This window comes from Streptomyces sp. NPDC016851 (assembly GCF_055562795.1).
Genome location: NZ_JBVHEP010000016.1, coordinates 23,011 through 46,662 on the forward strand (window position 1 = coordinate 23,011; position 23,652 = coordinate 46,662).

20 protein-coding genes and 1 pseudogene are annotated in these 23,652 nt (G+C 71.5%); 13 read left to right on the forward strand and 8 right to left on the reverse strand.

What is annotated here, in order from left to right; translation table 11 throughout:
* Positions 1-93: 93 nt before the first annotated feature.
* Positions 94-489, reverse strand: a complete 396-nt coding sequence (gene sodN, locus ACZ3I3_RS24505) for a superoxide dismutase, Ni (protein ID WP_010040396.1) — start codon at positions 487-489, stop codon at positions 94-96.
* A 222-nt stretch (positions 490-711) separates the two neighbouring features.
* On the opposite strand from sodN, the pseudogene sodX reads away from it, so the two are divergent.
* Positions 712-885 (forward strand): annotated as a pseudogene (sodX, locus tag ACZ3I3_RS24510) (nickel-type superoxide dismutase maturation protease); the annotation flags it as partial.
* Between the two features lie 65 nt (positions 886-950).
* Here sodX and ACZ3I3_RS24515 read toward each other — a convergent pair.
* From ACZ3I3_RS24515 to ACZ3I3_RS24530, 4 genes are all read right to left on the reverse strand, one after another.
* A complete protein-coding gene (locus ACZ3I3_RS24515; RefSeq protein WP_467368399.1) occupies positions 951-1,610 on the reverse strand; it encodes a CGNR zinc finger domain-containing protein in 660 nt (219 codons plus the stop codon).
* Positions 1,611-1,779: 169 nt separating this feature from the next.
* Complete coding sequence (locus ACZ3I3_RS24520) at positions 1,780-2,541, reverse strand: amino acid ABC transporter ATP-binding protein (protein WP_467368401.1); 762 nt, start codon at positions 2,539-2,541, stop codon at positions 1,780-1,782.
* Positions 2,538-3,479 carry an amino acid ABC transporter permease gene (locus ACZ3I3_RS24525; protein ID WP_020277103.1) on the reverse strand — a complete coding sequence of 314 codons (942 nt, stop codon included), beginning with the start codon at positions 3,477-3,479 and terminating at the stop codon, positions 2,538-2,540. The genes ACZ3I3_RS24520 and ACZ3I3_RS24525 overlap by 4 nt, the downstream gene beginning before the upstream one ends.
* A gap of 32 nt (positions 3,480-3,511) precedes the next feature.
* On the reverse strand, positions 3,512-4,693 hold the full coding sequence (locus tag ACZ3I3_RS24530) for an ABC transporter substrate-binding protein (protein ID WP_467368404.1): 1,182 nt from the start codon (positions 4,691-4,693) through the stop codon (positions 3,512-3,514).
* Between the two features lie 449 nt (positions 4,694-5,142).
* Here ACZ3I3_RS24530 and ACZ3I3_RS24535 point away from each other — a divergent pair, with 449 nt between their 5' ends.
* From ACZ3I3_RS24535 to ACZ3I3_RS24550, 4 genes are all read left to right on the forward strand, one after another.
* Positions 5,143-6,375 (forward strand): NAD(P)-dependent malic enzyme, encoded by a 1,233-nt coding sequence (locus ACZ3I3_RS24535; RefSeq protein WP_467368406.1) that lies wholly within the window; start codon positions 5,143-5,145, stop codon positions 6,373-6,375.
* A 558-nt stretch (positions 6,376-6,933) separates the two neighbouring features.
* A complete protein-coding gene (locus tag ACZ3I3_RS24540; protein WP_467368408.1) occupies positions 6,934-7,899 on the forward strand; it encodes a zinc-binding dehydrogenase in 966 nt (321 codons plus the stop codon).
* Positions 7,900-8,002: 103 nt separating this feature from the next.
* Positions 8,003-8,212, forward strand: coding sequence for an HTH domain-containing protein (locus tag ACZ3I3_RS24545; RefSeq protein ID WP_003992902.1), 210 nt, complete (start codon positions 8,003-8,005; stop codon positions 8,210-8,212).
* Positions 8,212-8,778 (forward strand): Clp protease N-terminal domain-containing protein, encoded by a 567-nt coding sequence (locus tag ACZ3I3_RS24550; RefSeq protein ID WP_467368410.1) that lies wholly within the window; start codon positions 8,212-8,214, stop codon positions 8,776-8,778. The genes ACZ3I3_RS24545 and ACZ3I3_RS24550 overlap by 1 nt, the downstream gene beginning before the upstream one ends.
* 17 nt (positions 8,779-8,795) lie before the next feature.
* Here ACZ3I3_RS24550 and ACZ3I3_RS24555 read toward each other — a convergent pair whose 3' ends face one another.
* Together ACZ3I3_RS24555 and ACZ3I3_RS24560 are read right to left on the reverse strand one after the other, a co-directional pair.
* Positions 8,796-9,854, reverse strand: coding sequence for a PadR family transcriptional regulator (locus tag ACZ3I3_RS24555; protein WP_467368412.1), 1,059 nt, complete (start codon positions 9,852-9,854; stop codon positions 8,796-8,798).
* 1 nt (position 9,855) lies between these two features.
* Positions 9,856-10,833: a DUF4097 family beta strand repeat-containing protein gene (locus ACZ3I3_RS24560; protein ID WP_467368414.1), complete on the reverse strand. Its 978-nt coding sequence runs from the start codon at positions 10,831-10,833 to the stop codon at positions 9,856-9,858.
* 158 nt (positions 10,834-10,991) lie between these two features.
* Here ACZ3I3_RS24560 and ACZ3I3_RS24565 point away from each other — a divergent pair, with 158 nt between their 5' ends.
* On the forward strand, positions 10,992-11,822 hold the full coding sequence (locus ACZ3I3_RS24565) for a hypothetical protein (RefSeq protein ID WP_467368416.1): 831 nt from the start codon (positions 10,992-10,994) through the stop codon (positions 11,820-11,822).
* Positions 11,823-12,001: 179 nt separating this feature from the next.
* Here ACZ3I3_RS24565 and ACZ3I3_RS24570 read toward each other — a convergent pair whose 3' ends face one another.
* A complete protein-coding gene (locus ACZ3I3_RS24570; RefSeq protein ID WP_023586593.1) occupies positions 12,002-12,181 on the reverse strand; it encodes a DUF6104 family protein in 180 nt (59 codons plus the stop codon).
* 190 nt (positions 12,182-12,371) lie between these two features.
* On the opposite strand from ACZ3I3_RS24570, the gene ACZ3I3_RS24575 reads away from it, so the two are divergent.
* The 7 genes from ACZ3I3_RS24575 to fxsT all read left to right on the forward strand — a co-directional run bounded on the left by ACZ3I3_RS24575 (position 12,372) and on the right by fxsT (position 23,576).
* Positions 12,372-12,716: a CU044_2847 family protein gene (locus tag ACZ3I3_RS24575; RefSeq protein WP_467368418.1), complete on the forward strand. Its 345-nt coding sequence runs from the start codon at positions 12,372-12,374 to the stop codon at positions 12,714-12,716.
* The gene (locus ACZ3I3_RS24580) at positions 12,713-14,671 is read left to right on the forward strand and encodes a VMAP-C domain-containing protein (protein ID WP_467368419.1); all 1,959 of its coding nucleotides are present in this window, start codon (positions 12,713-12,715) and stop codon (positions 14,669-14,671) included. The genes ACZ3I3_RS24575 and ACZ3I3_RS24580 overlap by 4 nt, the downstream gene beginning before the upstream one ends.
* A 157-nt stretch (positions 14,672-14,828) precedes the next feature.
* Entirely contained in the window at positions 14,829-15,827 is a 999-nt protein-coding gene (locus tag ACZ3I3_RS24585; RefSeq protein WP_467368421.1) for an AAA family ATPase, read from the forward strand.
* Positions 15,828-15,830: 3 nt separating this feature from the next.
* Positions 15,831-19,151, forward strand: a complete 3,321-nt coding sequence (locus ACZ3I3_RS24590) for an SAV_2336 N-terminal domain-related protein (RefSeq protein WP_467368423.1) — start codon at positions 15,831-15,833, stop codon at positions 19,149-19,151.
* The gene (locus tag ACZ3I3_RS24595) at positions 19,148-19,300 is read left to right on the forward strand and encodes a hypothetical protein (protein ID WP_356924601.1); all 153 of its coding nucleotides are present in this window, start codon (positions 19,148-19,150) and stop codon (positions 19,298-19,300) included. Before ACZ3I3_RS24590 ends, ACZ3I3_RS24595 begins: the two co-directional genes overlap by 4 nt.
* Positions 19,297-20,520, forward strand: coding sequence for an FxsB family cyclophane-forming radical SAM/SPASM peptide maturase (locus ACZ3I3_RS24600; RefSeq protein ID WP_467368425.1), 1,224 nt, complete (start codon positions 19,297-19,299; stop codon positions 20,518-20,520). Before ACZ3I3_RS24595 ends, ACZ3I3_RS24600 begins: the two co-directional genes overlap by 4 nt.
* Before the next feature lie 98 nt (positions 20,521-20,618).
* Positions 20,619-23,576 carry an FxSxx-COOH system tetratricopeptide repeat protein gene (gene fxsT / locus ACZ3I3_RS24605; RefSeq protein WP_467368427.1) on the forward strand — a complete coding sequence of 986 codons (2,958 nt, stop codon included), beginning with the start codon at positions 20,619-20,621 and terminating at the stop codon, positions 23,574-23,576.
* Positions 23,577-23,652 lie beyond the last annotated feature (76 nt).

The window sequence follows — 23,652 nt, forward strand, 5'->3', positions numbered from 1 at the left end:
CCGACACCGACGCCGCCCACGAGGGCCACGAGGGCCCACGACGAAGGGACCCGGCCGGTTCTCCCGGCCGGGTCCCTTCGTCTGCCCGTGGCTTCAGGCCTTCTTGGTCTCCCAGAAGATCTTGTCGATCTGGGCGATGTAGTCCAGCGCCTTCTGGCCGGTCGCCGGATCGGTCGAACCCTTGGCGGCGGAGAGGGCCTTGAGGGTGTCGTTGACCAGCTGGTGCAGCTCGGGGTACTTCTCGAAGTGCGGCGGCTTGAAGTAGTCGCTCCACAGCACGGACACGTGGTGCTTCGCGAGCTCCGCGCGCTGCTCCTTGATGGTGGTGGCACGCGCCTGGAAGTGCGGGTCGTCGTTGCCGGCCATCTTCTCCTGGATGGCCTTCACCGACTCCGCCTCGATGCGGGCCTGGGCAGGGTCGTACACACCGCAGGGAAGGTCGCAGTGTGCGCTGACCTTGACCTTGGGGGCAAACAGGCGGGAAAGCATGGAGCATTCCTTCCTCGTGATCGTCTTCTCACAGGGGACATTACTCCGTGGGGGAGCGGTTTTCGCGAGTGCCCCCATGGGCTTAGGACAAAAGTCCAGGGTGAGACTGAGACTGTGGACGAAGAACCGGGGAGGTGCCGGGTGATGCCGGAGCTGTCGCAGGAGTCCGAGCGGGGGAGGTCGGCCGCGCCCTTCGGGGTGGCCGAGGTGACCGGTCCGTCCATGGTGCCCACGCTGTACCACGGGGACCGGCTCCTGGTGCACTACGGGGCCCGGGTCAAGCCCGGTGACGTCGTCGTGCTGCGGCATCCGTTCCAGCAGGACCTGCTGGTCGTCAAGCGGGTCGCCCAGCGGCGCGAGAACGGCTGGTGGGTGCTCGGGGACAACGCGTACGCCGGCGGCGACAGCACCGACTACGGCGTCGTGCCCGACGACCTGGTGCTGGGGCGGGTCCGCTTCCGCTACCGGCCGCGCAAGCCGGGGCTGCGCTCGCCCTGGGCGCTGCTGGGCTGGGCGCTGTCCGCCGCCAGGCCCGTGCTCTCGGGCAGGCCGGGCCGGGCCGCTTCGAGGCGTTTGCGGGCGCGGTAGGCCGCCACGTTGGCCCGGGTCGCGCAGCGGTCGGAGCAGTAGCGCCGGGAGCGGTTGGTGGAGGTGTCCAGGTAGGCGTTGCGGCAGGGCGCGGCCTCGCACAGCCCCAGCCGGTCCACGCCGTACTCGGTCAGGTGGAACGCCAGGCCCATCGCCGCGATCGCCGCGTATCCGGCGGTCGCGTTGGACGGATGGTCCGCCAGGTGCATGTGCCACAGGGGGCGGCCGTCGTCGTCGCGGACGTCGTGCCCGGAGATCTGCGGGCTCACCGGGAACTCCAGCAGCAGTGAGTTCAGCAGGTCCACGGCGAGCGTCTCGTCGCCCTTGTCGGCCGCCTCGAAGACCGCGCGCAGCCGGGCCCGGACCGAGCGGAAGCGGGTGACGTCCGCGTCGGTGGTGCGGCGGGCCGCCGACTGGTTGTCGACGAACAGCTCGCGGACCGCCTCGACCGACGTCAGGGTGTCCTTGCCCCGGGCCGGTTCCTCCGTGTTGACGAGGCGCACGGCGTAGTCCGAGTAATAGGCCAGTTCCACGTGTAGTCCTTACGGAGGGGCTTTGTTGTCCTGAGCGCGCACTCGTAACAGCTGATGGTGGTTCCAGGGTATTACGAGGGCGGGGCTGGGTGGTGGACGCGGACATCACCAGCCGCATGCCGAAGGGGGCGGTACGGAGTTCCGTACCGCCCCCTCGGGGTGGGTGATGTCAGAGCACCTTGGACAGGAACGATTTCGTCCGCTCGTGCTGCGGGTTCGTCAGTACCTCGCGCGGGTGACCGGACTCGACGACCACACCGCCGTCCATGAAGACCAGGCTGTCGCCCACCTCGCGGGCGAAGCCCATCTCGTGGGTGACGACGATCATCGTCATGCCGGACTCGGCGAGGTCGCGCATGACGTCCAGGACGTCGCCGACCAGCTCCGGGTCGAGCGCCGAGGTCGGCTCGTCGAACAGCATCAGCTTCGGGTCCATGGCGAGGGCCCGGGCGATGGCGACGCGCTGCTGCTGGCCGCCGGAGAGCTGCGAGGGGTAGCTGCCCGCCTTGTCGGCCAGGCCCACCCGGTCCAGCAGCTCCAGGGCACGCTGCCGGGCCTGGCTCCGGCTCACGCCCTTGACCTGGACCGGCGCCTCCATGACGTTCTCCACGGCCGTCATGTGCGGGAACAGGTTGAAGCGCTGGAAGACCATGCCGATGTCCCGGCGCTTGCGGGCCACCTCGCTGTCCTTCAGCTCGTAGAGCTTGTCGCCCTTCTGGCGGTAGCCCACCAGCTCCCCGTCCACGTACAGGCGGCCGGCGTTGATCTTCTCCAGGTGGTTGATGCACCGGAGGAACGTCGACTTGCCCGAGCCGGAGGGGCCGATGAGGCAGAACACCTCGCCGGACTTCACCTCCAGGTCGATGCCCTTGAGGACCTCGAGGGGACCGAAGTTCTTGTGGACGCCTTCGGCCTTCACCATGGCGGTCATGCGGTGCCTCCCGTCGGCTTCGAGCGGTTGGACAGGGACAGGAGGTTGGCCTTGACCTTCTGGAACGGCGTGGCCGGGAGCGACCGGCTCGAACCACGCGCGTAGTACCGCTCCAGGTAGTACTGGCCGATGCTGAAGACCGACGTCATCAGCAGGTACCAGGCCGCCGCCAGGAACAGCATCTCGGCGGGGGCGCCGGAGGTCTGGCCGATGTCCTGAGCGGCGCGGAGCAGCTCCGGATACTGGACGACCGAGACCAGCGAGGTCGTCTTCAGCATGTTGATGACCTCGTTGCCCGTCGGCGGCACGATCACGCGCATCGCCTGCGGGATGACGATCCGGCGCAGCGTCTTGGCGTGGCTCATGCCCAGCGCGTGCGACGCCTCGGTCTGGCCCTCGTCGACGGAGAGCAGACCGGCACGGCAGATCTCCGCCATGTACGCGGCCTCGTTGAGACCGAGGCCCAGCAGCGCCGTCAGGAACGGGGTCATGAAGTCCGACCACTCGTCCTTGTAGAACGGCCCGAGGTTGATGTACTCGAAGACCAGGCCCAGGTTGAACCAGACGATCAGCTGCACCAGGACCGGGGTGCCGCGGAAGAACCAGATGTAGAACCACGCGATCGACGAGGTCACCGGGTTCTTCGACAGGCGCATCACGGCGAGCACGACGCCGCCGACGATGCCGATCACCATGGACAGCACGGTCAGCAGGAGCGTTTTGCCCACGCCGTCCAGGATGCGGTCGTCGAAGAAGTAGTCCGGGATCGCGTCCCAGTTGATCTTGCCCTGGGAGAACGCGTAGACGACCCCGACCAGCAGGGCGATGGCGACGACGGCGGAGATGTACCGCCCGTAGTGCCGGACCGGGATGGCCTTGATGGCCTCCGGCCCGGCCGGGGGCGTGTCGCCCGTCGTCTTGTCGATGTCAACAGTCACGGGTGTTGCCTTTCAGTGCCGCTGCGTCGCGGTCACTTGCCGCCGTTGATCGTGGCTTCCTTGATGGCGCCGTCCGTGACGCCCCACTTCTTCATGATCTTCTCGTACTCGCCGTTCTTGATGAGCGCGTCCAGCGCGGCCTTGAGGGCGTCCCGCAGCTGCGTCTGGTTCTTGGCGACCGCGATGCCGTACGGAGCGGCCTCGACCTGCTCGCCGACCAGCTGGAAGTCCTTGCCGCCACCGGAGGTCTTCACGGCGTACGCGGCGACCGGGAAGTCGGACGAACCGGCGTCGGCGCCACCCGCGCGCAGGCGGGTCTGGGCCTGCTGGTCGTTGTCGAAGGGCTCGATGGCGATCTTCTTGCCGGCCGGGCACTTCTTCGACTCGGCCTTGGCGAGGTCCTCGGAGACCGTGCCGCGCTGCAGCACGATCTTCTTGCCGCACAGGTCGGACCAGGTCTTGATGCCCTGGTCGTCGCCCTTCTTGGTGTAGATCGAGACACCGGCGGTGAAGTAGTCGACGAAGTCGACGCCCTCACCGACCTTCTTGCCGGTGTTCGGGTCGATGCCCTTCTGGCGCTCCGGGCTGTCGGTCATCGCGGACATGGCGATGTCGTACCGCTTGGAGCGCAGACCGGTGATCAGCGTGTCGAAGGTGCCGTTCTCGAACTGGAAGTCGACCCCGAGCTGCTTGCCCATGGCGGCGGCGAGGTCGGGGTCGATGCCGACGACCTTGCCGGAGCTGTCCTTGAACTCGACCGGGGCGTACGCGATGTCCGAGCCGACCTTGATGACACCCTTGTCACGGATCGCCTGCGGCAGCTTGTCGGCGAGCGGGGCCGCGCTCGTCTCGCTGCCCGATCCGGTGTCCTTGGTCTGGTCACCGCATCCGGTGAGCATCAGCGCGCCTGCGACCGCGATCGCACCGACCGCTGCTAGCCGGGAGTGCGCGGCGGTCGTACGACGGGTGGAGCTTGCGGTCATGGTGGGTTCCTCCGGCGGATGGGTGGAGTTGCCGATGGGGCGAGCGCTGCCGATGGGTTCGGCAGTGCCGTGGACTGCCGAAGGTTCGGCAGTGCCGTGGACTACCGAAGGGGTTCGGCAGTGCCGTGGACTACCGGCGGTGCCGGTAGTGCCGTGGGTCGACGAGAACACACGTCTTCGAGTGTCGCGACCTCGTGTGATTACGGCATCTTGCCATTCGGACGGCGCCATTCTGGGGGCCAGCCATGTCAAAATCGGATAACGGGCGACCCCCGAACCGCACCACTCCGGTACATCACGGCCGGACCTTCTGCGGGAATCATTCCTTCCGGCAGGAAGATCTTCGGTATGTCCCGGGAATCCGATACGGGGCCCGAGGGATTCACCGACGCATGAGCGGTTGTCGAGGGTTTGTCCAGACCTTGTCCCGATATTGGACGAAGAGTCAGGGCGCCCGTGTGTGACCTTCGCGTTATGGACTCGTCGTCGGCGCCGTCCGTCCGGTAAGAAGGTTCTTTACACCCCTCATCCGGGGCTCAGGGCGCGTGTGCGGCGCGCCCATCGCGTACGCGCCCGTACGTAACACGTACAGAGCACGACCACGGCCGTACGCGGTCCCGCCCACGCCTCACCAGGAGTGGCCACCCTCAAGCCAATGAAGATTTAAGGGGTAAAACGAAGTGGCAGCGGAGATCGTCAATCCTCGCAGCGAGAGCACGACGGACCATACGGGTCATGAGGGCGGTGCGGAGCCCCTCGACTCCTTCGATCCGGCGTTCGCGCTCCACCGCGGCGGCAAGATGGCCGTGCAGGCCACGGTGCCGGTCCGTGACAAGGACGACCTGTCCCTGGCGTACACGCCCGGGGTCGCGAAGGTGTGCAGCGCGATCGCGGAGCAGCCGGAGCTGGTGCACGACTACACATGGAAGTCGTCGGTCGTGGCCGTCGTGACGGACGGTACGGCCGTGCTGGGCCTCGGTGACATCGGGCCCGAGGCCTCCCTCCCGGTGATGGAGGGCAAGGCGATTCTGTTCAAGCAGTTCGGCGGCGTGGACGCGGTTCCGATCGCGCTGAACTGCACGGACGTCGACGAGATCGTCGAGACGGTGGTGCGGCTCGCGCCGTCGTTCGGCGGGGTCAACCTGGAGGACATCTCGGCGCCGCGGTGCTTCGAGATCGAGCGGAAGCTCCAGGAGGCGCTGGACATTCCCGTCTTCCACGACGACCAGCACGGTACGGCGGTGGTGACGCTGGCGGCCCTGCGGAACGCTGCGCGGCTGAGCAAGCGGGCGCTGGGGGATCTGCGGGCTGTCATCTCCGGCGCCGGTGCGGCGGGTGTCGCGATTGCGAAGATGCTGGTCGAGGCCGGGGTCGGGGATGTCGCGGTGGCCGACCGCAAGGGTGTTGTGTCGGCGGACCGGGACGATCTGACGCCCGTGAAGCGGGAGCTGGCCGGGTTCACGAACAAGGCGGGGATCAGCGGGTCGCTGGAGGCGGCGCTGGTCGGGGCCGATGTGTTCATCGGGGTGTCCGGTGGGACGGTGCCGGAGGACGCGGTGGCGTCCATGGCTGACGGGGCGTTCGTTTTCGCCATGGCGAATCCGAATCCCGAGGTGCACCCCGAGGTCGCGCACAAGTACGCGGCCGTGGTGGCCACCGGGCGGTCGGACTTCCCGAACCAGATCAACAACGTGCTGGCGTTTCCGGGGATCTTCGCGGGTGCCCTGCAGGTGCGGGCGTCGCGGATCACGGAGGGGATGAAGCTGGCTGCGGCGGAGGCTCTGGCGGGTGTGGTCGGGGACGACCTCGCGGCCGACTACGTCATCCCGTCGCCGTTCGACGAGCGGGTTGCGCCGGCGGTGACGGCTGCGGTGGCTGCGGCTGCGCGGGCTGAGGGTGTGGCTCGGCGCTGACGTCCGCCGGTGTTGTGAGGTGGCCCTGCCCTGGTGGGCGGGGTCACTTTTTGCCGTCAGGTGCGGCTGTTCGGGTGGAATGTGCATGCCTGCGGCGGCCTGTGGCTGGTTCGGTGGGGGTGCGCGTAGCGCCTGCCGGGGTGCGGTGGGTCGGGGCCGCGCCGGGGGGTGTCCGTCCTCGGAACGGCGCGATGGGGTCGGGTACCGACTGACTGTCCGTTGACGCGCCAACCGCTGCGGGCGGACACCCCCCGACACGTCCCCTTCCGCGCGTGCGCGGCTGCGGGCGCGTCTCGCCTTAGCTGCCGCAGGCCGCCGCGCTGCGGGGAGTCGTGTCCGCCTTAGCTGCGGGCAGACCCCGTGCCGCGGGCGCCGTGGCCGACCTGGCTGCGGGCAGTCGTGCCGCTTGGGGCGGCACGGGTGGGCGCAGCGGCACCCCGTTCCGCCGGGCTGCGGGCCCACCCGGCAGCGGCACCCACTCCGTGGGCCTGGCAAGAGGGTGTGTCTCACAGGGGCTGATGGTTCCCCGGGCCCGTTGGGGAACCTATCGTCAAGGTCATGTTCGCTGTCTACGCCGCCCGAATCGACCGCGACCAGCCACTGGCCGGCCTGGAGTTGGGAGAGCGTCCGGCTCCCGAGGTCCGCCCCGGCTGGAGCACCGTCACGGTCAAGGCCGCCTCCCTCAACCATCACGACCTGTGGTCCCTGCGCGGCGTCGGCCTCGCAGAGGACAAGCTGCCGATGATCCTCGGCTGTGACGCCGCCGGCGTCGACGAGGACGGCAACGAGGTCGTCCTGCACTCCGTGATCGGACAGAGCGGGCACGGGGTCGGCCCCAAGGAGCCCCGTTCCATCCTCACGGAGCGCTACCAGGGGACCTTCGCCGAGCAGGTCGCCGTGCCGACCTGGAACATCCTGCCCAAGCCCAAGGAGCTCTCCTTCGAGGAGGCCGCCTGTCTGCCCACGGCGTGGCTGACCGCGTACCGGATGCTGTTCACCAACGCGGGTGTCCGGCCCGGCGACTCGGTGCTCGTGCAGGGCGCCGGTGGTGGTGTCGCCACGGCCGCCATCGTGCTGGGCAAGGCGGCCGGGCTGCGGGTCTTCGCCACGAGCCGGGACGAGGCCAAGCGGAAGCGGGCCGTGGAGCTGGGGGCCGTGGAGGCCCTGGAGGCGGGGGCGCGGCTGCCGCAGCGGGTCGACGCCGTGATCGAGACCGTCGGGGCCGCAACCTGGTCGCACTCCGTGAAGTCGCTGAAGCCCGGCGGCACGCTGGTGATTTCCGGTGCCACCAGTGGTGACCGGCCCTCGCACGCCGAACTGACGCGGATCTTCTTCCTGGAGCTCAAGGTCGTCGGGTCCACGATGGGCACCAAGGACGAGCTGGAGGACCTGCTCGCGTTCTGTGCCGCGACCGGAGTGCGGCCCGTGATCGATGAGGTGCTGCCCATGGACCGTGCGCGGGAGGGCTTCGAACGGCTGGCGTCCGGTGAGCAGTTCGGGAAGGTCGTGCTCGTCAATCCGTAGTGCCTGCTGAGTGGGTGCGCCGACGGCCGGTCCGGGTTCGGGCCGGCCGTTTGGTTTGTCAACTGGGGTTGACGGGAGTGGGTTGTCAACGTAGGTTGACGCCATGACCGAAGCAACCGATCTGGCCGAGCGTGCGGGCGACCGTGATCCACGGGTCGGCCTGCGGGCCGTCGCCGCCCTGCGCAGGCTGCTGGAGCAACTGGAAGCCGTCCAGGTGCGCAACGCGCGCAATCAGGGCTGGTCGTGGCAGGAGATCGCCACCGAACTCGGTGTGAGCAGGCAGGCCGTGCACAAGAAGTACGGGAGGCATTGATGTTCGAGCGGTTCACGAAGGACGCCCGGAGCGTGGTCAAGGGTGCGTTCGCGTATGTGGAGGGTGGTGGAGGCGGGCAGGTCGTGGAGCCGGAGCATCTGTTGCTCGCGCTGCTCGATCGGGAGAGCAGTCGTGGCTCCTTCGCGCTCGCCGCTCTCGGGCTCGGTGAGGGGAGGGAGTCCGTGCGGCAGGCGCTGGGGGCGGCGCGGCGGCGGGCCGGGCTGTCGCAGGCCGAGACCGACGCGCTCGCCGGGCTCGGGATCGACGTGGAGGAGATCGTCGCCCGGGTGGAGGAGGTGCACGGGGCGGGTGCCATGGCCGGTGACCGGAAGGACAAGGGGTGGTGGTCGGGGCGGCCCTCCTTCGGGCGCGGGTCCAAGGACGTCCTGGAGCGCTCCTTGCGGGTCGCCCTCGCCCAGCGGGACCGGCACATCGGGGACGAGCACATCCTGCTCGCCCTGACCTTGCGCCCCGGCGTCCCGGCCGAGGTCCTCGCCGACCACGGGGTGACGTACGCGTCCCTGGTGCGGGTGCTGTACGGGGGCGGCGAGGCCAAGGCCGGGTGAGGGCGGGGGGCGGCCGCTTACTTCTTCGGCGTGCGCAGCAGGGCTCCTATGTGGGCCGCGGCCGTCGACAGGTGGCGGCGGGCGTCGCGCAGTTGGCCGGGGGTGACGCCGTGGTCGCGGGCCGCGTCGCGGATGTCGTCCCGGAAGCGGTCGAGCAGGCGGTCCAGGTCGCGGGCCGGGTCGCCGGTGGAGTCCGTGGCGTCCTCGTGGGCCCAGGCGGGCTCGTAGTCGGCCGGGAAGTCCTCGGCGGGCTGTGAGGGCGTCGGCTCCGCGGCCGGCTTGCCGGTGCCGGTCCAGTCGAAGCCGAAGTCCTTGCCGTAGTCCTTGCCGAACTCGCCGACCTCCTTGGCCAGTTCGCTCAGGCCCTCGCGCAGTCCCGTGGGCCAGTCACCGCGGGCGAAGTGGTCCTGGACCTGCTCCTGGACCCGGCGTGCGATGCGCTGCACCTGCTCCTGGGCCTGGGCACGGGCCTGTTCCTCGGCCTCCTTCGCCTGGCGGCGGGCGCGCTGGGCGTCCTCGCGGGCGCGGCGGCTCTCGTCCTTGGCGCGGCGGGCCTGTTCCTTCCACTCCTGCCTGGCTCGCCGCATCTCCTCCTTGGCCACGCGCCAGGCGTCCTTGTCGCCGTACTGCCCGAAGTCCCCGAAGGGGGCGTCCTCCGCGCCACGGGCCCCCTTGCCGCCGGTCTCCCGGCGGGCCTCGGTCGCGGCCGCGCGCATCTCGCGGCGCAGGTCGCCGGCGGCCCCGCGCACGTCGGCGCGGATCTCCGCCGCCAGTTCCGCGACCGACTCCCGGATCTCCAGCTCCAGGTCGGCCAGTTCGCCACTGCGGTCGGCCAGCTCGGCGCGGCCCGCGTCCGTGATCGAGTACACCTTGCGGCCGCCCTCGGTGGTGTGGGTGACCAGGCCCTCGGCCTCCAGCTTGGCCAGGCGCGGGTAGACCGTGCCCGCCGACGGCGCGTACAGCCCCTGGAAGCGCTCCTCGAGGAGGCGGATCACCTCGTAGCCGTGACGGGGGGCCTCGTCCAGCAGCTTCAGCAGGTAGAGGCGGAGGCGGCCGTGGGCGAAGACGGGGGGCATGTCAGAGCACCTTCTTGTCGGTCGTGCCGTCGGCCGGGACTCCGGCGTCGGCGGCGCCCCGGTCGGAGACGGAATTGTCTCCCGAGCCGGCCTGCGGGTCGTCCTGCGGGTCGGCCGGCGAGCTGCCGGTGCCGGTGCCGGGCCGGGTGTCCCACGGTTCCTCGGGATCGTCCTCCCTGGCGGGGCGGCGCAGCAGGGCGATCGAGCCGGAGACCGTGATGGCACGCAGCTTGCCGTTGCCCGCGCCCAGGCGGCCCGTGATCTTGTGGGCGCCCCACTGGCCGTGCACCCGCAGATCGTCGAAGGCGTTGGAGATCGCGCCGCTCGCCGTGTTGGCCTCGACCTCCGCGTCCGCCGGGTCCGGCAGCCGGATCGCGATCTCGCCGGAGACGCTGGTCAGCCGCACGTCCGTGGGGCCGTCCGGGTCGAGGTCGACGATCATCGAGCCGCTGACCGAGTCGGCCCGCACGGAGGAACCGGAGCCCTCGACCACCGTGAGGTCGCCCGAGACGGAGTTGAATCGGAGGTCGCCCGTCACGTCCTGGGCCTCCAGATTCCCGGAGACCGTGTCGGCGCGGACCGGGCCGGAGACGGCCACGAGGGTCGTGTCGCCCGTGACGCCCTTCACCACCGCCGGGCCCTGGATCCCGGAGACCACCGCTGCCGCACCGACCACTCCCAGCTCCACCCGGGTGGAGGCCGGGACGGCCAGGGAGACGACCGCGCTGCGGCGCCAGCCCTTGCGGTCCAGCCACTTGAGGAAGCCCTTCCAGGGCAGGTCCTCGTACGCCACCGTGAGGGTGCCGCCCTGCTGGGTGACCACCAGGGGAGGGCCCTGGATCTCGGAGACCTCCAGGCGGGCGGAACCTTCGTCCGTGCCCACCACGTTCACCGTTCCGTCGACGAGGCGCACGTGCAGCTCGCTCACGGGCTCGTCGAAGGTGAGTTTGGCCGGCTCCGCGACAGACCACTCGGACATGGACAGACCTCCCGACAGGACGCGCCATATCGCGTCTGATGTCATTCACGATATATCGTGGCTGGGGAAAGTCAAGGCACTCGCTCCGGGGGAGTTGAGGCGCACGTCGAGGCGTACAAAAGTGCTCAAAGAGGGGTGATTCGCCCTACCGTGTGACCATGCCGACGGAAGCCGACCGCACCGGTCCCGCCCCCGGGGCGCTGCTGTTGTGCCGGGCGGTGCCCGGGGCGGTCGCCCCCGTCGCCCATCTGCTGCGGGAGCGTATGCAGCTCACCCGGGCGGGCGACGAATGGAGTGTGCTCGTGCCCGAAGGCAGGCCCTGGCGTGACGCCGGCGAGCCCGTCGACCGAGTGGTCACCGGCTGGGCCACGGCCCTCGCCGTCGGCGCGCCCTGGCCCGTTCTCGCCCTGTGGTGGGACGCCGACCACGCGGGCTTCACGCTCGCGTCCGGCTTCCGCCGCCCGGTCGGATTCGTCTGGCTCGCGAGCGGGATTCCGGTGGGGGAGGAGGAGGCGATGCGCACCTTCGCCGCGCGCGTGGGCCTCGACCCCGTCCTGGACCTCCAGGCCCTCGACCAGCTGACGAAATCCGATCCCGCCGCCGATGCCCGCGCCCGCCTGCGCGGCCTGCTGGCGGTTCTCGCGCGCCTGGGCGTCTCCCTGTCCCCGGCCCTCGCCCCCGGCGAGCCTGCCGACCGCCTCCGGGAAGCCGCCGCGCTCCAGCCCGACAGCCTCCCGGTCGAATGGCCCGGCTGGCGCGACGCGGTCGCGGAACGCGACACCGTCGACCACAGCCGCCTGGGCCCCTGGATGCCCTGGACCGGCGGCCCCAGGGCCCGCGCCCTGGCCCTCGCCCAGGTGGCGGCGGGCGTACCGCTCACGGCCCGGGGCGTACGGCGGCGCGACGGCGGCTTGATCGCGGCGGGGGCCCTGTTCCTCGCCCACGGCTTGCTGAGCCTGGCCTACGGCCTCATCCGCCCCCGTGACTGACCGTCCCCGGCAACGTCCCCGTGACTGACCGTCCCCGGCAACGTCCCCGCGACTGACCGTCCCCGGCAACGTCCCCGCGACCGACCGTCCCCGGCAACGTCCCGCCACCGACCGTCCCAACAACGTCCCGCGACCGACCGCCCCGGGAACCTCCCGCGACCGACCGTCCCGGGAACGTCCTACTCCTCGTCCTCGTCGTCCAGCCGCGCGAGCCACGTGGCCAGCCGCTCCACCGGCACCTCGAAGTCGGGGTTGAGATCGACGAACGTCCGCAGCTGCTCGGCGAGCCACTCGAAGGTGACCTCCTCCTCGCCGCGCCGCTTTTCCAGCTCCTCGATGCCGCGGTCGGTGAAATACAACTCGTGCTCCTGATCCGGACGGGGCAAGCCCCCTTTTGCCAACCCCTCCAGGGTAGGCCGTGCGGTCCCGCGAGGCCCTGGCCGGGAACGGGTGGGGTCACGGGCGGTCAACGTGGGTATGACCCTCGTCTGGTGCACGAGGGCGCCGGCCGTGCTCGATCGGCCGGCGGGGGACTCGACGGGGGACGAGATGAGCCACATCCAGGATGTGCAGCTGCCGGACGGCACGGTGATCACCGCGCGGATCGGTGAGGGCGAGGCGTACGGCGACCAGGAGGACGTCGGTTTCACCGAGGCCGCCCTCGCGAAGGTGGAACAGCTCCAAGATTTGATCAAAGGTGTGGGCGCCTCCGTCCTCGACGCCGCCAAGGCGGCCCGCCCCGATGAGGCCGCGATCACCTTCGGCGTGGAGCTGACGGCCAAGGAGGGCGTGGCGTTCGCCGTGCTCGCCAGGGGTGAGACCAAGGCATCCCTGCAGGTGACGCTCACCTGGCAACTCGACCGCGGACCCGCGGAGGAGCCGGGCCCGGCATGACCGAACGCAGCGACCGCCTGTACGAGCTCGCCCGGGCGGCCACCGTTCACCTGCTGGCCGTCGGGGACGACGACAGACCTCTGTGGGGGAGCGGCTTCTTCGTCGCGCCGGGATGGGTGCTGACCGCCGCCCACGTGCTGCGTCCGCACCTCGCGGCGGACACCTCGGTCACCTTCCGCGTACGCGGCCAGGGCATCGACGCACAGGCCCGCCTGGAGCAGTGGTTGCTCACCGAACCGCGCCGGACCGCCGTCCCGCCGGAGGAGGACCTGGCGCTGGTGCGGCTGGCGGGGGATCCCGCACAGCACCCGCACGAGTGCGTATGGATACCCGAGCGGGCCGTGCGTCACTGCGGCGCGCTCAAGGCCTGCGGGTACTACCCGGGGCCGCCCGAGACCCACTTCCGGATCGTGGACGCCGAGATCAACGGCCAAGAGGACGCCTACGGGCTGATCATCAAGCCCGACATCGACTTCCCCAGCGGAATGTCCGGCGGTCCGCTGGTCGATCCGGTCAGCGGAGCCGTCGTCGGCCTGATCAAATCGCGCCGGAGACAGCAGGACGGCGGCAAGGCGGTGGCGATCTCGGCGCTGCGCCGTTTCGGGGCGACGTACCGAGCGGTCATGGCCGCCCACGACCGTTGGCACGGCGACGAGCCGACGTCCCCGACCGGGGACAACTGGGTCGACCTGCAGGACGTCCCGGCGACCGACAGCGGCGCGTGCTGGACGCCGGCCGATCGCCGCGAGGCGCTCCGGCTGCTCGCCGAACTGCCCCCGCCGCCCGACGCGCCCACCGTCGAACTGCTGGCGAAGAAGGCGCGCAGCAACAACCTGTGGCCGGACACCACGCTCGAGTTGCTGACCTGGCGCGACGGTGCCGGACTGCTCTACGAAGGGGGCCGGCCGCTCGAGGCGCTCACCTTCCTGCGCTTCCTGATGTGCGTGGAGAAGTACACCCGCACCAGGGGCGGCGACTGCGCCGCGCTCACCCGGTGGATCGAAAAGCGGCTGCGCAAGGAGCCCCGCAGGGCCATGCACGATTTCGTCCGGGAGGTCAGCCTGCCGGACGCGCTGCTTCCGGGCCCCGACGAGAAGGCGGAGCGGCTGGTGATCCCTTACCCCGGCCCGGGCGAGGGCCCCACCGTGGCGGTCCTGCTCGACCCGGTGATCGGCGCTCAGTCGCCCAGGTTCTTCTGGCAGGTCTGGTACGACGACGGCGAGGGCGAGCCCCTGCTGTACGAGGCCGACGGCTCCGTCCACGGCTTCCGGCCCGAGGATCTGGTCCAGGCCCTGCGGGAGCCCCTGGGCAGGCTGCTGCGGGCCAAGGACCACGCAGACCGGCCCGTGCCGCTCGAAGTGGCCCTGCCCTCCGAGTACTTCGACATGTCCGTGCACCGCTGGCGGTTCGACGACATAGCGGAACTGAACGACACCGGGCACCTCGGGGCGCGCCGCCGTGTGGTCCTGCGCGCCCTCGAGCGCCGGGGAGATCCGGACAAGCTCTGGGCCGACCGCTGGCAGAGCATGACCGGCCTGCGGCGTTTCAGCAGCTGGCGCACGCTCGTGGAGGAAGCCGTGCCCGGCTCTCGCGGCTACCGCAACGCCGAGGCGCACCGTATCCCGGTCATGTGCCGCCCGGCCGGACGCGACCCCGGGCGCACCGCCATGCGGCTCGCCCTGGAGAGCGGCCACGGCGTCGCGCTCTGGCACATCGACGGACACGCCTCGCGCGCCTGCCCCGAGACGTGCGACACGCTGTACGCCAAGGCGGAGGAACTGCTCGGCACCGTCGGATCCCTCGCCGAACTCCCCGACCGCCTGCGACACGTGCGCCAGGAGATCAGCGAGCACCGGGCCGAGCGCCCCTGGGCCGAACCCCTGGCACTGATGTACGACGATCCTCGTCGCCCGTTGCCCCCCGAGGACGCGGAACCCCTGGACGCGCCGCTGTGAGCGACGCGTGGCACGGACGGGACGCGTGGGCCGAGCGTCCGGAAACGCCTGTGGGGCGGGCCCGTTCTGGGTACATTTTCAGGGGCCCGTTGTGGGTGCACAACGCCCCCGTCGGCCAGGGCGTGGACGACCACCGACCGTCGACGAGGAGCACATCATGAGCGAGTGGTTCGTCTACCGCGGCACCGGGCAACCGGATCCGCGCGGCATCGAGCGGCTGCCCGACCCGCCGGCGTGGCGGAGGTTCGACGCCCCGGTCGTGCCGTACGAGGTGCCGGGGCCCGACTCCTCCACCCGCCGCAGGCTGGGCGAGGACGCCGCCCCGCTGCCCATCCAGGACTCCGGCACCCTCGAACTCGTCAACGCCGCTCTCTACTTGCGGCGGCCGCTCCTGGTCACCGGCGAACCGGGCGTGGGCAAGTCGACCCTCGCACACGCCATCGCCTACGAACTCGGCCTCGGCCGGGTCCTGGAATGGCCGATCGTCAGCCGCAGCGAACTGCGCGACGGGCTCTACACCTACGACGCCATCGGCCGGCTCCAGGACTCCCAGCTGCCCGGCGACGACGCGTCCCGGGACATCGGCCGGTACATCAAGCTCGGCCCGCTCGGCACCGCGCTGCTCGCCGCCGACCGGCCTCGAGTGCTGCTCATCGACGAGCTGGACAAGAGCGACATCGATCTGCCCAACGACCTGCTGAACGTCCTGGAGGAGGGCAGGTTCGCCGTCCCCGAGCTGGAGCGGATCGCCGACCACACCCCTGTCGTCCAGGTCCTCACCGACGACGGCCGCCGTGTCGCGGTGACGGGCGGGCAGGTCCGCTGCCGGGCCTTCCCGTTCGTCCTCATGACCAGCAACGGCGAGCGTGAGTTCCCCGCACCGCTGCTGCGCCGCTGCATCACCCTCGACCTCAAGGCTCCGCGCGACGAACGCCTGGCCGCCCTGGTCCAGGCGCACTTCGGACAGGGTTCGTACGACGACAACCGCGACCTGGTCGACCGCTTCACGCGGGCCGAGGCGGACGGCGCACTGCGCCCCACGGACCAGCTGCTCAACGCGATCTTCCTCGCTCAGCACGCGGCCCGGGGCGAGGTCCACCGGCGCGAGGAGATCTCGGACCTGCTGATGCAGCCCCTGGACCGGGGGCCGCGTTAGCCGATGACCGACCAGGCCCCCCACACCCCGCCCGGCGACGTGACCTCCACGCTCACGGCGCTGGTCGCGCGTATGCGGGACGCGGGGATCGGGCCGGGCGTGGAGGAACTCGCGGACGCGCTGTGGCTGGCCCGCTGGCTCCCGGCCCCGGCGGAGACGGCCCTCCCGTCCGCCGCGGACGGAGCCCGCACGGACCTTCCCTCGGCCGACGGCGACACCGGCCCGCCCTCGCCGCCCCCTCGCCCACCGGTCACGGACGGCGAACCGCAGTCGCCCGACGGGGCCCGGCTGTTCGCCCCGGGGGCAGGCGCCGCCGACGGCGCGGCTCCCATGGAGCCCATCCGCGTCCCGGCCGCACCAGCCCTGCCCGAACCCCTCGCCCTGCAACGGGGCTTACGGCCGCTGCAGAGGTACCGGGCGCCCGTCCGCCCCGTACCGCGCGTCCTGGACGAACACGCCACCGCCCACCGGGCCGCCGAGTCCCGGTTCCTCCTGCCGGTCCTGCGCACCGACCGGCGGCGCGAGGCGCGGCTCATGCTCCTGATGGACGTCTCCACCTCGACCGTGGTGTGGCAGCAGGCACTCGACGAACTGCGCCAGGTCTGCGTACGCGCCGGCGCCTTCCGCGAGGTGCGAGTGCGGTACCTGCACGAGACCGCGGGCGGACTGCCCGGTTGGGCCACCATCCCGGAACCTGCCGGTCCGCTGCACGCCCCGGAGCAGCTGAGCGATCCGACCGGGCGCTGCGTGACCCTGGTTCTCAGCGACTGCGCCGGGCCCATGTGGCGCTCCGGCCGTATGCAGCGGCTGCTGCACCGATGGGCCGCTGCGGCGCCCGTGGCCGTCGTGCAGCCGCTCCCGCAGCGGTTGTGGCTGCGTACCCACCTGCCCGCCCGGCGCGGGCTGCTCCACCGGCGGGAAGGGCCCGCGGGCGCACTGGAGTTCCGGCCCGACAGGGGACGGGCCGAGCACGCCGCGCTGCCCGTGCCCGTGCTCGCTCCGCGCCGGGAGCCGGTGGAGGGCTGGGCACGTCTGGTATCCGGTGCCACCGAGCAGTCGCTGGCGACGGCGGCGGGGTGGGTGCGCCCCGATCACCCGGCGTCCGGGGCGGCGGTCAGGGCCTCCGAGGAGCTGACCGGCCCGGACCGTGTCCGTGCGTTCTGGCGCCCGGCTTCCTCGGAGGCTCGCCGACTCGCCGTGTACCTGTCCGCGGTGCCCCTCTACCTGCCGGTCATGCAGCTCGTCCAACACGCCATGCTCTCGGGAAGCGGCCCTGACGTGCTCTCCGAGGTGCTGCTCAGTGGCCTGCTCAAACGCCGGGAGGACCCGGACGACCCGTGGATGGTGCGCTACGAGTTCCTGCCCGGAGTCGCCTCGGAGCTACGGTCGCGGCTCGCGGTGGACGACGCCGACCTGCTGCTCAAGCACTGCTCCGATTACGTGGCGCGCCGGTTCGGGCGCGACGTGCGTAACTTCCCCGCCCTGGCCGGGGCGTTCCTGCGCGGCTCGGTCACCCCTGGTGAGGACCTGACGACGGCACTCGCCTCGGACCAGAGCGAACCCGTCGGGCTGCGGGCCTTCGCCGAGGTGTCGGCGGAGGTGCTGCGGGACCTCGGCAAGCGGATGCCGGCCGTGCCGGTACGCGCGGAGCTGAGTGTGCGAGACCTGCTGGCGCGGGGCCGGGAGGCCCTCGAGCGGTTCCGGCAGGAGGGCCTGACCAGGGAACTCGACGCCGCGGTCGGATATCTGCGGCAGGCGCTGGAGGCCGCTGGGGCGGAGCCGGAGCGGGCCGTGGCCGCGGTGGGGCTGGCCGACGCGCTGTGGTCCCGCTGGCAGGTGCGAGGCGTCGGGGAGGACCTCCGGGAGGCCTGGCAGACGATCGGCGACTTCGAGGACCTCAGCGCCTGGGGACGGGTGGTACGGGGGCGTATCTGCCTCGCCCAGGCCATGGAGCTGGTCAAGCAGGACATCGGGTTCGACGGCATCCCCGACGGCCTCAGGCAGTGGGCCGCCGGGGCCGCGCTCGGCGACCACCGGGCCGAGGACTTCGCCCGCGCCGTGCTGCTGTACCTGGCCGACCGCGACTTCACCTCCGTACTGCACGACCCGGACACGACGGCCGAGCACCGGCACGACACCGCGCTCGCACTGACCTACCTCCGCCGGGTCGTCGCCGACTCGGGAGCGGACGCGGCCGGACCGGACGGCCCTTACCCGGCATCCGGCCCCGAGGAGTGGTACGTCACCCATCTGCACCGGGCCGTCGAGGCCGCCGGCGTGGCCCTGGAGCCCTCCCGGGACGAACAGGCGTATGCGGCCAGGGGCCGGCTGTGGCTCGACCTGGCGCGCCAGTACGCGGGGCACGGCCGTACCTCCGCCGCCGCGCCGGACGAGCGACGCGCGGCCGAGGCCGCCCTGCGCGCCACCGACGACTTCCTGGCGGCGGTCCGTGACGAGACCGCCCTCCCGGACACCGAGCGCTGCACGATCTGGCTGGACATGGCGAGCGCCATCGAGATCCACCAGCCGCCGCGCGACGACGGCCGGGAACGCCGCTCGCTGATGTACGCGGTGGAAGCGGCCCTGGAAGCCGCCGGTGAGGACAAGGCCCTGAGGTTCGCCTGCCACGAGCGGGCCGCGCACATCTACCGCGTCCGCTACGACCGTTCCGGCGATCAGCTGCAACTGGACCGGGCCATCGACGCCTGGTCGGAGGCCGAACCACTGCTGGACGAGGACGACCCGCGGCGGCCCGACGTGCTGTCCGGCTTCGGGCGGGCCCTGCTCGAGCGGGCGAGCACCGCGGGGCTGCCCGGCGACATCACCCGGGCCATCGACCTGCTGCGCCGGGCGGTCGACGCTTCCTTCCCGGACGACCCCCGCCTGCCCCTGCGCAGGCAGCACCTGGGCACCGCCCACTTCCTGCGCTTCGGACTTCACGAGGTGCTGTCCGACCTGTACGAGGCGGAGTGGCTGTTCGGCGAGGCGGCCCGGGAATCCGACGACCCCGGTTTCCTCGGGCAGTGCTGGCTCAACCGCGGGACCGCCCAGGAGTTCCTGCACAGCCGCACGGGCGTGCGCGCACGGCTGCACCAGGCGGCCGACTGCTTCTCCCAGGCCGCCGACCACGCCCGGGAGGCGGGTGACGACGAGACCCGCTCCGTCGCCCTGCAGTGCCGGGGACAGGTCCACGAGCGGCTCGGACGGACGGGCCCGGCCCTGGCCGACTACCGTCTCGCTCTGCCCCTCACGCAGGACTCCGCCCGCCGTGAGCACCTCCGCTCCCGCATTGCCCGCATGGAATCCGAAACGGCCGACGAGTGACCGCGCCCGTCGACGACGCCCACATACCCCTGCCCGACGTCCCCCGACCGGACCACACCGACCACCCGGTATTCGCGGCGATCCTCGCCGAGCTCCGGGCCCGGGAAGGGGAGTCCGTCGTCGTCGCCCAGTACGAGGACGCCCCATGACGGCGCACCACCCGCCGTCGGCACACCCGCCGTGGCCGCATGTCCTGCTCGACACCTCCGCTCACCGGGCCACACCCTTCCGGCAGTTCGTGCTGAAGGTCCACAGCCGCTGCAACCTCGACTGCACCTACTGCTACCTGTACCGGGGCCAGGACGCCGGCTGGCGCGACCGGCCCCCGCGCGTGCCCGAGGACACCATGCGGCACACCGCCGCCCGCATCGCCGAGCACGTCCGCGCGCATGGTCTCGACGGGATCCGTGTCGAGCTGCACGGCGGCGAGCCCCTCCTCACCGGCCCGGGCCCCGCCCTGGTCTACACCCGGGCCGTCCGCGAGGCAGTGCCCGCCGGATGCCGGGTCACCGCCACCCTGCAGACCAACGGCACCCGGCTCACGGGCTCAGCGCTCGACGTGCTCGCCGACGCCGGTATCCGGGTCGGCCTCAGCCTCGACGGCGGCCGTGCCGCCCACAACGCCCGCCGCGTCGACCACGCCGGCCGCCCCGCCTGGCCCGCGGCCCGGGCGGCCGCCCACGCGCTCGCCGCGCGCCCGGCCTGCTATGCGGGCATCCTGTGCACCATCGACCTGGACGCCGACCCGCTGGACGTCTACCGGTCGCTGCTGGAGCTGAACCCGCCCGCGGTGGACTTCCTCCTGCCGCACGCCAACTGGGCCCACCCGCCCCCCGGAGTGCTTCCGCAGCGCCCCGGACGCCACCGCCCGCACCCCGCCCCCTACGGTGACTGGCTGGCCACCGTCTTCGACGCCTGGTGGGACGAGCGGCGACTGCGCACCCGCGTCCGGCTCTTCCAGGAGATCGCCGCCCTGCTGCTCGGCTCGCCCAGCAGGGCCGAGGCCGTGGGACTGTCGCCGATGGCCGCCGTCGTGGTCGAGACGGACGGCGCGATCGAGCAGGTCGACTCCCTGAGATCGGCCTACGCGGGCGCGGCGGAGACCGGGCTGGACGTCTTCCGGAACTCCTTCGACGAAGCCCTGCGCCACCCCGGCGTCGCCGCCCGCCAGCTGGGCGAACGGGCCCTGGCCACGGAGTGCCGGGGCTGCCCGGTCGGGAGGGTGTGCGGAGGCGGCAACTACGTGCACCGGTACGCGCCCGGCACCGGCTTCCGCCACCCCAGCGTCTACTGCGCTGACCTGGAGCGGCTTGTCCGGCACATCGCCCGACGACTCGCACGGACCGCACGGGGCACGGCCTCCGGATAACTGATCACTCGTCAACTTTGCGTTGATCGAGCCCTTTTGACGCACAATTGAATAACCTGTGCACAGTCGTGACCAGGTTCAGTTGAGGGGACAGCGAGATGACGGCGGAGCTCGGACACGTCACAGTGATCTTCGCCGGGCAGAGCGAATCCTGGGCCAAGTGGATCGACCACCAGATCCGGGCCGCCGGGCGGGCCACGACGCTGGTGCGCTGGAATCCGCTGCGGCGACCGGCCGCCGTCGAGGCGCTGAACGACCTGCTGAGTGCCCCGGGCCGGATCCTGCTCGTCATCGACGACTGGCACGAACAGCTGGACCGCGACCGTTTCGACGCCTGGGCCGGCGTGCTCAGGCAACTGCTGACGGAGCACGGGGACCGGGTCGCCGCCGTCAGCGTCACCGCCCAGCCGATGCCCTCCGCCGTCATCGCCCTCGCCCCCGTCGAACTGCGCGGCCTCACTCCCGAGGCGGCCCGCGACCGCGTCCTGGACCTCGCGGGCATCACGGGCCCCGTCGCCCCGGACCTCAGCCGCGGCCCGCGTTTCCCGGACGACCCGCCGGAGGTGTGGGGCGGCGTACCGCGGCGCAACCACCGCTTCGTCGGCCGCTCCGAACTGCTGGAGCAGGTGTACGGGGCGTTCTCGGCGAAGGGGCGGGACGGCGCCGCCGTGGCGTTGCGCGGGCCCAGCGGCAACGGCAAGACGCAGCTCGCGATGGAGTACGTCCACCGGTTCGCGGGCGAGTACGACATCGTCTGGTGGATCAGCGCCGCCCAGCGCGTCACCGCGCGCCAGCAGTTCGCCGAGCTCGCCCCGGCCATGGGTGTTCCGGGCACCGGCGACCTGTCGGCCACCATCAAGGCGGTACAGCGTGAGCTCGACGGCACCGCCCGCCCCTGGCTGCTCGTCCTGGACGGGGCCGAGGAGCCCGAGCGACTGAGCGGGCTCGTCCCCGACGGGCGTGGACACGTCCTCGTCACCACCCACCGAGGTGAGTGGTCGGCCCACGCCGAGGTCATCGACGTGCCGGCCTTCGCACGCCGGGAGAGTGTCGCGTTCGCCCGGCGGCGCGCCGTGCGGCTCACCGACCATGAGGCGGAGCGGCTCGCCCAGGCGGTGGAGGACATGCCCCTGCTGCTCGACCAGACCGCCGCTTGGCTCCAGCTCAACCCGGGCGTCACCGTCAACGACTACATACGCGACATCCGGGACGGCAAGCCGGACCGATTCGGCGTCATGGCCTCCGGCCACCACCCCAAGTACGAGATCGCCTGGTCCAAGCTGATCAACACGCTGCGGGAGAGCCACGAACCCGCCTGGCAGCTGCTCAACCTGCTGGTCTGCTTCGCACACGACGTGGTCCCGGTACGCCTGTTGCAGACGGCCCGGCTCGCCGACCTGCCGCCCGAGCTGGCCGAACTGATCGCCGAGCCCAGCAGCTGGAACACCGCGCTGCGCAGGCTCTCCGAGGTCACCTCCATGCGCATCGAGTACGAGCAGGGCCCTCGCATGGACGCGCAGACCGTGGGCACGGTCCGTATGCACCGCCTGTTCCACCGGTTCGTACGGTCCGTGCAGTCGCCTCGCGACGCCGCGCGCTACTCCGCCGCCGCCCGCAGGGTCCTGGTCTCCGCCGACCCGCGCGACTCGGCCTCCGCCGGCAACTGGGCCCGATACTCCGTGATCATCCCGCACCTGGAACCGTCCGGTGCCCTGAAGGCCTCCGACCAGGATGTCCGGGACCTCGTGCTGAACTGCGTCGAGTACCTGCGGATGCGCGGCGAATACCACGACGGCTGGGCCTTGAGCCGGCTCGCGGTGGACAACTGGCGGCCCAGATTCGGCGACACCGACCGGTCGGTCCTCGTCGCCGTCCACCAGCTCGGCAACATGCTGCGCAGACTCGGCCGGTACACCGAGGCGGAGCAGGTCGGCCAGGAGAACCTGCGGCGGCTGCGCGACGCCCACGGGGTCCGCCCCATCGAAGTGATCCGCGCCAAGGACGGTCTCGGCGGCACACTGATGGCGCTCGGCCGCTACACGGAGGCCCGGACCCTGTTCGAGGAGGCCGCCGAGAGCGCCGCGCGGGAACTCGGCGGAGAGAACGTACCCCGCACGCTCAGCATCCGGAGCAACCTCGCCGTCGCCATCGGCTTACAGGGCCACTACACCGAGGCGCTCGCCCTGCACCGCAGCGTCTTCGAGGCCCGGGTCCAGCTCCTCGGCGGCAAGGACGTCGCCACGCTCAACTCGGCGCTGCGCAGCGCCTGGATGCTGCGGCTGCTCGGCCGCTACCGGGAGGCGATGACGATCCAGGGCCACAACTCCCGCGTCCACAGCCAGGTCCTCGACCGCAACCACAGCCAGACCCTGCAGGCCGAGCACAACCTCGCGCTGTGCGCCCGCCGGGACGGTGACCTCCAGTTCGCGTACGCCATGATGCGGGAGGTACGGGAGAAGCTGCTGCGCCGACGCGGCGCTTCGCACCCCGAAACGCTCATGGTCTCCTGCGACTACGCGATGCTGCTGCGGCACATGGAGCGCGCAGCCGAGGCCAGGGAGCTCGCCGAGCTCACCGCCGAACAGTACGCGGCCCTGCTGGGCGAACAGCACCCCTACTGCGTCGGAGCCCGGGACAACGTGGCCACCGTCATGCGGGACATGGGGGACCGGCGCGCCGCTCTGGAGCTGTCCCTCACCACTGTCCGGGAGATGGAGCAGGCCGTCGGACGGGACCATCCATGGGCCATCGGCTGCGCCAAGAACGGGGTGGCCGCCCTCGCCGCCAACGGGGAGACGGACGCCGCGGCCGCTCTCGGCCGGGACGCCGCCGAACGCTCCGCGCGGGTGCTGGGCGACGATCACATCCTGACGATCAGCCTGCGCGCCGGTCTCGCTCTCGACCTCGCCGACCTGGGACACCGCGCCGAGGCGGAGAAGCTGCACCACGATGTCGCCGCCCGGCTCACCGTCCTGCTCGGCCCGGATCACCCGCACACGCAGTACATCCTGGAACGTCACCGCCCCTACTGGGATTTCGAACCGCAGCCGATCTGACACTCCGGACGGCGAAAGGCCCGGCCCCGGGACGCGTGTTCCCGGGGCCGGGCCCTGCTACGAGCCGGTGTTCAGT

What these genes read in the sequence shown, in the direction of transcription:
- sodN (WP_010040396.1), bottom strand. Translation starts at nt 489, where the DNA reads ATGCTTTCCCGCCTGTTTGCCCCCAAGGTCAAGGTCAGCGCACACTGC.
- ACZ3I3_RS24520 (WP_467368401.1), bottom strand. Translation starts at nt 2,541, where the DNA reads ATGACCGCCATGGTGAAGGCCGAAGGCGTCCACAAGAACTTCGGTCCC.
- ACZ3I3_RS24530 (WP_467368404.1), bottom strand. Translation starts at nt 4,693, where the DNA reads ATGGCGCCGTCCGAATGGCAAGATGCCGTAATCACACGAGGTCGCGAC.
- ACZ3I3_RS24540 (WP_467368408.1), top strand. Translation starts at nt 6,934, where the DNA reads ATGTTCGCTGTCTACGCCGCCCGAATCGACCGCGACCAGCCACTGGCC.
- ACZ3I3_RS24545 (WP_003992902.1), top strand. Translation starts at nt 8,003, where the DNA reads ATGACCGAAGCAACCGATCTGGCCGAGCGTGCGGGCGACCGTGATCCA.
- ACZ3I3_RS24550 (WP_467368410.1), top strand. Translation starts at nt 8,212, where the DNA reads ATGTTCGAGCGGTTCACGAAGGACGCCCGGAGCGTGGTCAAGGGTGCG.
- ACZ3I3_RS24555 (WP_467368412.1), bottom strand. Translation starts at nt 9,854, where the DNA reads ATGCCCCCCGTCTTCGCCCACGGCCGCCTCCGCCTCTACCTGCTGAAG.
- ACZ3I3_RS24560 (WP_467368414.1), bottom strand. Translation starts at nt 10,833, where the DNA reads ATGTCCGAGTGGTCTGTCGCGGAGCCGGCCAAACTCACCTTCGACGAG.
- ACZ3I3_RS24565 (WP_467368416.1), top strand. Translation starts at nt 10,992, where the DNA reads ATGCCGACGGAAGCCGACCGCACCGGTCCCGCCCCCGGGGCGCTGCTG.
- ACZ3I3_RS24575 (WP_467368418.1), top strand. Translation starts at nt 12,372, where the DNA reads ATGAGCCACATCCAGGATGTGCAGCTGCCGGACGGCACGGTGATCACC.
- ACZ3I3_RS24580 (WP_467368419.1), top strand. Translation starts at nt 12,713, where the DNA reads ATGACCGAACGCAGCGACCGCCTGTACGAGCTCGCCCGGGCGGCCACC.
- ACZ3I3_RS24585 (WP_467368421.1), top strand. Translation starts at nt 14,829, where the DNA reads ATGAGCGAGTGGTTCGTCTACCGCGGCACCGGGCAACCGGATCCGCGC.
- ACZ3I3_RS24590 (WP_467368423.1), top strand. Translation starts at nt 15,831, where the DNA reads ATGACCGACCAGGCCCCCCACACCCCGCCCGGCGACGTGACCTCCACG.
- ACZ3I3_RS24600 (WP_467368425.1), top strand. Translation starts at nt 19,297, where the DNA reads ATGACGGCGCACCACCCGCCGTCGGCACACCCGCCGTGGCCGCATGTC.
- fxsT (WP_467368427.1), top strand. Translation starts at nt 20,619, where the DNA reads ATGACGGCGGAGCTCGGACACGTCACAGTGATCTTCGCCGGGCAGAGC.